The sequence below is a fragment of the Fulvivirga sp. genome (assembly GCF_040220315.1).
GTDB lineage: Bacteria > Bacteroidota > Bacteroidia > Cytophagales > Cyclobacteriaceae > Fulvivirga.
On record NZ_JAVJUY010000363.1, the window covers coordinates 41,936 to 49,140 of the forward strand.

9 protein-coding genes are annotated in these 7,205 nt (G+C 37.4%); 5 read left to right on the forward strand and 4 right to left on the reverse strand.

The features are described 5' to 3' along the window. Nucleotides 1-13 precede the first annotated feature (13 nt). From RLO81_RS18885 to RLO81_RS18895, 3 genes are all read right to left on the reverse strand, one after another. Nucleotides 14-664 (reverse strand): hypothetical protein, encoded by a 651-nt coding sequence (locus RLO81_RS18885; RefSeq protein ID WP_350115485.1) that lies wholly within the window; start codon nucleotides 662-664, stop codon nucleotides 14-16. Then, nucleotides 631-1,638, reverse strand: a complete 1,008-nt coding sequence (locus RLO81_RS18890) for an amidohydrolase family protein (RefSeq protein ID WP_350115488.1) — start codon at nucleotides 1,636-1,638, stop codon at nucleotides 631-633. The genes RLO81_RS18885 and RLO81_RS18890 overlap by 34 nt, the downstream gene beginning before the upstream one ends. A gap of 139 nt (nucleotides 1,639-1,777) precedes the next feature. Further along, entirely contained in the window at nucleotides 1,778-2,638 is an 861-nt protein-coding gene (locus RLO81_RS18895; RefSeq protein WP_350115491.1) for a fructosamine kinase family protein, read from the reverse strand. 69 nt (nucleotides 2,639-2,707) lie between these two features. On the opposite strand from RLO81_RS18895, the gene RLO81_RS18900 reads away from it, so the two are divergent. From RLO81_RS18900 to RLO81_RS18920, 5 genes are all read left to right on the forward strand, one after another. Then, entirely contained in the window at nucleotides 2,708-3,958 is a 1,251-nt protein-coding gene (locus tag RLO81_RS18900; RefSeq protein ID WP_350115494.1) for a DUF819 family protein, read from the forward strand. A 305-nt stretch (nucleotides 3,959-4,263) separates the two neighbouring features. After that, on the forward strand, nucleotides 4,264-4,626 hold the full coding sequence (locus tag RLO81_RS18905) for a transposase (RefSeq protein WP_350115497.1): 363 nt from the start codon (nucleotides 4,264-4,266) through the stop codon (nucleotides 4,624-4,626). 320 nt (nucleotides 4,627-4,946) lie between these two features. Then, on the forward strand, nucleotides 4,947-5,129 hold the full coding sequence (locus RLO81_RS18910) for a hypothetical protein (RefSeq protein WP_350115500.1): 183 nt from the start codon (nucleotides 4,947-4,949) through the stop codon (nucleotides 5,127-5,129). Further along, on the forward strand, nucleotides 5,110-5,445 hold the full coding sequence (locus RLO81_RS18915) for a hypothetical protein (RefSeq protein ID WP_350115503.1): 336 nt from the start codon (nucleotides 5,110-5,112) through the stop codon (nucleotides 5,443-5,445). The genes RLO81_RS18910 and RLO81_RS18915 overlap by 20 nt, the downstream gene beginning before the upstream one ends. A 40-nt stretch (nucleotides 5,446-5,485) precedes the next feature. Beyond that, nucleotides 5,486-6,016 carry a ferritin gene (locus tag RLO81_RS18920; protein WP_350115506.1) on the forward strand — a complete coding sequence of 177 codons (531 nt, stop codon included), beginning with the start codon at nucleotides 5,486-5,488 and terminating at the stop codon, nucleotides 6,014-6,016. A gap of 32 nt (nucleotides 6,017-6,048) precedes the next feature. Here the strand turns inward: RLO81_RS18920 and RLO81_RS18925 are convergent. Beyond that, the coding region (locus tag RLO81_RS18925; RefSeq protein ID WP_350115509.1) for a TonB-dependent receptor family protein at nucleotides 6,049-7,205 on the reverse strand (1,157 nt) is incomplete at its 5' end.

Here is a 7,205-nt window from a genome sequence, read left to right on the forward strand (position 1 = left end):
CAGGCAAAGGTAACTAAAATTTGGGTTTCAGTTCACCTCGTAATAGTAGGTTGTATTCATCACAAGTGAGGTAACCGTGTTCATCGCTATAAGGACAAGTCTTGTAAATATCACCAAATGCCCCACGTTGAATGATAACACCGTTGCCTGAGCAAACCGGGCATACTACCTTTCCGCTTGGGCCGCAGTCAATCTGATAATTGGAGGCAAGTATTTGTTTAGCTTCTTTTCGTTCTTGTTCTTTTACAATTAAAAAGGCCTTGTTTGATTGATCTAATAGTTCAACACATTCCTGATAGTGCTGACCTGTTGTACCTTTCAATTCAATGTATTTGTTCAACCAGTCGATACTTTGTTCATATTTTCCTAAATGAAAGGAGTTTTTGCCAAAGAAAAAGGTCAGGTCTGTAGGAATCACCCTGGCAGTGGCAAGTACTTCTTTGAACTTTTCATTAGCCTGTTCATATTGTTCATCATTCATTAAATCTACACCTTCATCTAAAAGTCTGGTGATTTTCACCTTTTGCATTTGCTCTGCCTGGAGTTCGGCTTCACGTATTTTTTCTTCTTGTGTTTGACTTATTGAAACAATAGGCGAAAGTATAAATGATAATAATATACTTACGTTGATTATAAGTAGTCTTCTTTGTTGAGCTTTAGCCATTCTAACGTTGAGTTACAAAAAATATCTTCTACAGTTGATTCTGGTAAATTCATTTCTTCAATAAACTTGCCAATTTCCAAATCGCCTAGCGGAAATGGGTAATCAGAGCCCAATGTCACTTTTTTAGAACCTTGTAAGTCTAATACATATTGTAACATCTTAGGGTCATGTGTTATGCAATCAACCCAAAATTTCGATAGATATTCTCTTGGGTTCACTTGATTATCAATGGCAACAAGGTCAGGCCTACAGTTGAAACCATGCTCAACTCTTCCGATGGTTGGTAAAAATGCTCCACCTGCATGAACAAAGTTTACTCTTAAACTGGGTAATCGTTCAAATATGCCTGAGAAGATCATTGAACATACGGCACGCGATGTTTCAGCCGGCATACCTACTAACCAGGGCAACCAGTATTTAGTCATATTCTTAAAACCCATCATGTTCCAAGGATGAACCATCACCGCCAAACCCAGTTCCTGGCATGCCTCGAAAATAGGAAAGAATTTATCCTCGCTTAAATTTTCATCATTGATGTTGGAACCAATCTGAATGCCTTTTAACCCAATTTTTTTACAGCGTTCTAACTCTTGAATGGCTAAATCGGCATCTTGCATAGGTACTGTGCCTAAACCAATGTAATTCTTAGGGTATTTCTCTACTAATTGAGCGATATCATCATTTAGGAATTCACTTAGTGCCAGGCAATCATCTGGTTGCGCCCAGTAGGAAAACATGACAGGGATTGTACATACTACCTGCACTTGTGTATTAAACTGTGCATATTCTTTCATTCTTAATTCCGGATCCCAGCAATTGGCTTCAATTTCCCTAAAAAACTGATTGCCCTTCATCATTTTGGCAAAACCGGGTTTATGATGTTGTAAGTAGATAAAATCTCCATACCCAAACTTATCAGTCCAGTTAGGCATATTCTCTGGAATGATGTGGGTGTGCATGTCTATCTTAAGCATAGAATCGATTTAGAATTAACCATTGACGAAAAATTTATTTGATTTTTTGGTCAGGTTAGACCCTGATAAAGCTTTGCTTTCGTCAGAGTTAACCAATCCCACAAACATACTAATCCAAGCCCTAAGTTGGAAGGGAATGTTACTTGTTAAAATATTTTAAGATAGATACTAATTGACTTTTGTAGCTGGTTCCGAAAAGATTCAAATGAATGAGCAGAGGGTACAGGTTATAAATATCTAACCGTTCATCCAATCCTTTTTCAGTTGGATATTCAGCATAATAACCTGCATAAAACTTTGCATCAAATCCACCAAACAGCTTTGTCATAGCAAGGTCTACCTCTCGATGAGCGTACGTTACAGCGGGGTCTATTAAAACTGCATGTCCATTTGAATCTATCATATAATTACCACTCCATAAGTCTCCATGAATTAATGCAGGTTGGTCTATGACCAGAATATCAGGTAAAATTTTATATAGTCTTTCAAATTGCTTTCGAAATTGTGATTCAGCCATACCTTTTGAAGCGGCTATTTCTAGTTGTGGTTCGAGTCTTTGCGTAATGAAAAACTCAATCCAATCGTCATTTAGATTATTTGACTGTTGTAAGGAGCCCATATAGTTATTATGGCCTAGTCCGTACTTTTTTTGTGAAATTCTGTGCATCAAGGCCAATTTTCGGCCAAAATCTTCCATGGTTTTGGGTGTGGGTGATCCTGATTCTATATTTTGTAAGACTAGCGCATCATATAAGTCGACATGTACGACTTCCATTACATGAGGCACTACAAGTTCTGATTGTCTTAGTAAATCCAAGCCTTTGGCCTCAGCGTCAAACATTCCGGGGTAAAGCGCAGAACTGTTCCACTTAATAAAAACGCTTAAGTTTCTGAACCTTGCAGTGCCACCATTATTAATACAACCTCCAGAGGCAGGGGAGAAGTTCTCTAATTCTCCATAGTTGTTTGTGAGCCAGCGTTTAATTTCTTGAGGTATCATTTACGCTAAAATAGAAGATTTGTCATTCTTGTCATTTATCGATTAGTTTGTCGATTGAATTAATTCACTATGGAGCACGCAAACGCACTTATAACAAACGATGCCATCATTTTTGGAATTTTAATGATGATGTTGGCTTTAATTTTTAAAACATCATCCTTAAAAACCCCTTTTTGGACAAAGTTCTATAAGATTATACCCGTTATCTTGTTGTGCTATTTCTTACCTTCATTGTTAAACACATTTGGCGTAGTTAATGCCGAAGAATCTAACCTTTATTTCGTGGCATCCAGGTATTTGTTGCCTGCATGTTTGGTGCTGCTTACTTTGAGCATAGACCTAAAAGAGATTTTTAAATTGGGGCCAAAAGCATTGATCATGTTTTTCGCAGCCACTGTTGGAGTTGTTATTGGCGGTCCACTGGCCATTCTGATTGTTTCAGGAATAAACCCCGAATGGGTAGGAGGTGCCGGACCGGATGCCGTTTGGAGAGGTATGAGTACGATAGCAGGAAGTTGGATTGGAGGCGGAGCTAATCAGGCAGCCATGTACGAGTTGTTTCAGCCTTCTGACGAATTGTATTCCATCAGTATTACTGTAGATGTAATTGTTGCCGAAATATGGATGGCCATCTTGCTCTTAGGAATAGGGAGGAGAGATCAGATTAACACCTTCTTTAAAGCAGATAACACATCGATACACACACTTCAAAACAATATGGAAGCGTATAGCTTAAGCATTGCCAGAATACCATCCACTACTGACCTAATGGTGATATTAGGTGTAGGGTTTGGGGTAGCAGGTTTATCACATGTTTTTGCAGATTGGATTGCCCCTTTAATTGCTACTCATGCACCAGAGCTTAAAAAGTTTAGTTTGGATAGCAGCTTCTTCTGGTTAATCGTAACAGCCACTACTATTGGTATAGGCCTTTCCTTCACCAAAATGAGAACTTATGAAGGTGCTGGCGCATCGAAAATTGGTGTGGTATTCATCTTTATTCTAGTGGCAGCCATTGGCATGAAAATGAATGTACTGGCCATTTTTGACAACCCCGGATTCTTTTTGGTTGGATTAATCTGGATGGCTATTCATGTTTTGATAATGGTGGTAGCGGCCAGACTGTCACATTCGCCTTATTTCTTTTTAGCTATTGGTAGTAAAGCCAATATTGGTGGGGCAGCCAGTGCACCTGTATTAGCTGCGGCTTTTCATCCTTCATTGGCTCCTGTTGGAGTGTTACTGGCCGTGCTGGGTTATGCCTTGGGCACTTATGGTGCTTGGTTATGTGGGATCTTAATGCAGTTGGCTTCTAAATAATAGGTATTTGAATTATCGCTGGTGAGAATTGCAATTAATCGTTGGTGAAAACACCAACGATGGTAAGGTATTCACTAACAAAATTTGAAAGTAATTTCGCCCTTGTTGGAGTTATCACCAACAAGATTTATGATATTGATTCTAATTGACTTTATGGAAATTCTCGAAGAACAGGCTCAATTCTTCAAGGCTTCAATATTAGACCATAAACACCTATTGGCAGATGACAGCTACAAACAATTATTATTGATATTTTATCATTCTTAGTAAGCAATAATCGAGTTTATATTTATGGGTTTGTAATTATGAATAATCACATTCATCTTATATGGCAGGTTAGGCAGGCTCATCAACTAAATAATGTTCAAAGGGATTTCTTGAAATTTACTGCTCAGCAATTTCGATTTGACCTGATAAACAAAGGTGCTTCAACATTAAAGGACTTTAAGGTAAAACTAAAAGATAGGAGATATCAGTTTTGGAAGAGGGCATCATTGAATGTGCCTCTTTATTCTACTAAAGTGTTTGAACAAAAGTTGGATTATATTCATCAAAACCCTGTCAAGGAAGGTTTAGCTAAACTGCCTGAGAATTACAGATACTCATCGGCCTCCTTTTATCTTTTAGATGATGTGCGGTATGATTTTCTAACACATTACAGTTCTTAATAGATAGGTTCGCACATATCGTTGGTGAAAACACCAACGATGGCGAAGTGGGTTGAGATGAATACACTATAAATGAGGGTAATAGTGCTTGTTTTTATAGAATTTTAATGCAGTTGGCTTCGAAGTACGAATACAACTAAAATGAATTTAAACTATCCAATTCAATCACTACTTATAGTGATTCTCGTCAGAAAAATATCATTATAGTGTCCGTTCATTTGATTGATTAAAAATCTTATCTAAATTCATTTAGAATTAGTCTAAATAAGATTTTTGTCAGTACATTTGTGCTTAGAAAGATTCTAAATAAGGATTAGTAAATGAGCAACACCTCCATTCAATTACCGGTTTCGAAGCTTTATAGGGAGTTTGAAGCAAAAAAGCATAAGCGTAAAAAGTTGAAGAAGAAGTGTTGCGAGAAATACTTGAAGAAGAAGGGTAAGTACTGTAGTTCATGTCCAACGTTATATGCCATTTTAAATAATGCAGGAAGAAATATTTAGAACAAAAAATGCTTCGATTGCGCAATGCAGTCTTTCAAACTCATTTTTTCTCTCTTATGAGAATGAAGAAATTGCCTTTTCATTGTGCGATTTGTACTCATTCAAAAAGAAGATTATGAACTTGAATTTGATGGACCTACTAGAGACAGATGCTCCTGATTTAGAAATTGTGTATCTACCGCACTGTGATCGTTTTTTGATGCTTAATCTGCATCAGATATTGCAATTTAGAGAGCTTCTAAACGGTACGTTTGATATATTAGCCCTGAACTCATCTATTCAAAAGATTTTGCGCAGAAATGTGTTTAACTTTTGAATTCTGAATTTGTTAAATAAAAAAAGTACAGTAGTTAATTATGAAAGATATTTTGCGAAAACACCATATTCTTAAAGAAGAGATTGTAGCTGCCATTAATCGCCAGATTAAGATGGAGGCACATTCTTCAGCAGGTTACCTGGCTATGGCAGCATGGTGCGATGTGAGAGGTTATGATAATAGTGCAGACTTCTTCTTCAAACAATCAGAAGAAGAACGTAAGCATCAATTGAAATTGTTTCACTACCTATGTGATATGGAATGTGATGCCATTTCACCAATTGTTGGCGAAACACAGCATGATTTTGGCTCATTAAGAGAAGTGTTTGAAAAAGCACTAGAAATGGAAGTTGCTGTGTCTGATTCAATTCACGAAATTGTAGGAGACTGCAGAAAATACAACGATATAGCCACAGAAGAATTTATGCGTTGGTTTGTTACGGAGCAGATAGAAGAAGAGTACGTGGCCAGAAGAGCGGTTGAGCTATTTGATGTACTAGGTGAAGATAAAATAGCACTTGGTATGTTTGAAGAAAGAATATTAGAAATTGAATATGATGGTGGTAATTAATTGTTGATTACTATTTAAAATTAAAAGACATCTTATTGGATGTCTTTTTTGTTTACAGCACTATGGAGATTAATGCCTACTGAAAAGTAAAAACTTCTCGGAGTAGCAGGTATGATGCCTGGGCCTGGATAACTTTCTGCCCTACGAGTAAAGTACTTTTCGTCTAAAAAATTGTTCATACCTCCAGTGACTTTATATCTCTTAAACGTATATTCTGCTGATAAATCCATCACTTGATAAGCTGGGATAATGCCTGTGAGTGCATTGGGGTTGAACTCTGAATTGGTCGCGTCAGAATATTGTGATCCTAAGTAAGAATATTGGTAGGTTAATTTTAAACCCTTGTAGCGATAGTTGACCCCAGCGCGAAGCATTACATCTGGTACATACTCCACTTTTCTATCTTTGATGGCAGAAATATCTGATTTAACATAAATGGCATCTGTCATCGCTAAGTTTAAAAATACACTTAAGCGTGATTTGGACCCTGCTTCTTGCAATAGCTGTAATACATCTATTTCTGCAAACGACTCCAGCCCTATATGTCGAGAGTCGCCAATGTTAGTACGAAAAAGTGTGGTGCTGCCAGGCAGTTCGTAGAGGCCAATTCTCTTATTATATCTCATTAGAAATGCACTAATATCTACATTGAGCCAAGGGAGTAGTAAGCCTCTTACGCCAAAATCAATGTTATAGCCTTTTTCATCAGTTATGAGACTATCTAACTGAAAATTAGGGTTTACAACTCTTAAATCACTAAAGGTAATTGAGCGAAAATATTGAGAAACGTTACTATATATTGTCAGGTCATCATCTATATGATAACTAATACCAACACCCAACAATGGGAATGTTCTTATTTCAGAAGAAGCATCTTCATTTTCGATAGAAGAAACCAAGTTGCCTGCAAAATCGTACCTGTTTAGTTTCCAAGTGCCTTCAGCCTCTGTGCGAATATGTTCCACTCTCATACCTGTAGTAATGCTGAATTTATCGGTAAGATCGAGCAGGTTTTCAGCAAATAAGGAATAGTTTACACTAGGAAAATCATAATCAAATGCTTCCGGGTCATCGGGGTTAAGGAAATTGAAATCTGGTTGGTTGCTGGCACTAGCATCTCCTTGCTTTCTGTCGGTCATACCTTTGTAGTAACGCACACCCGTAACAATGGCGGAATTTTTACCTGCTA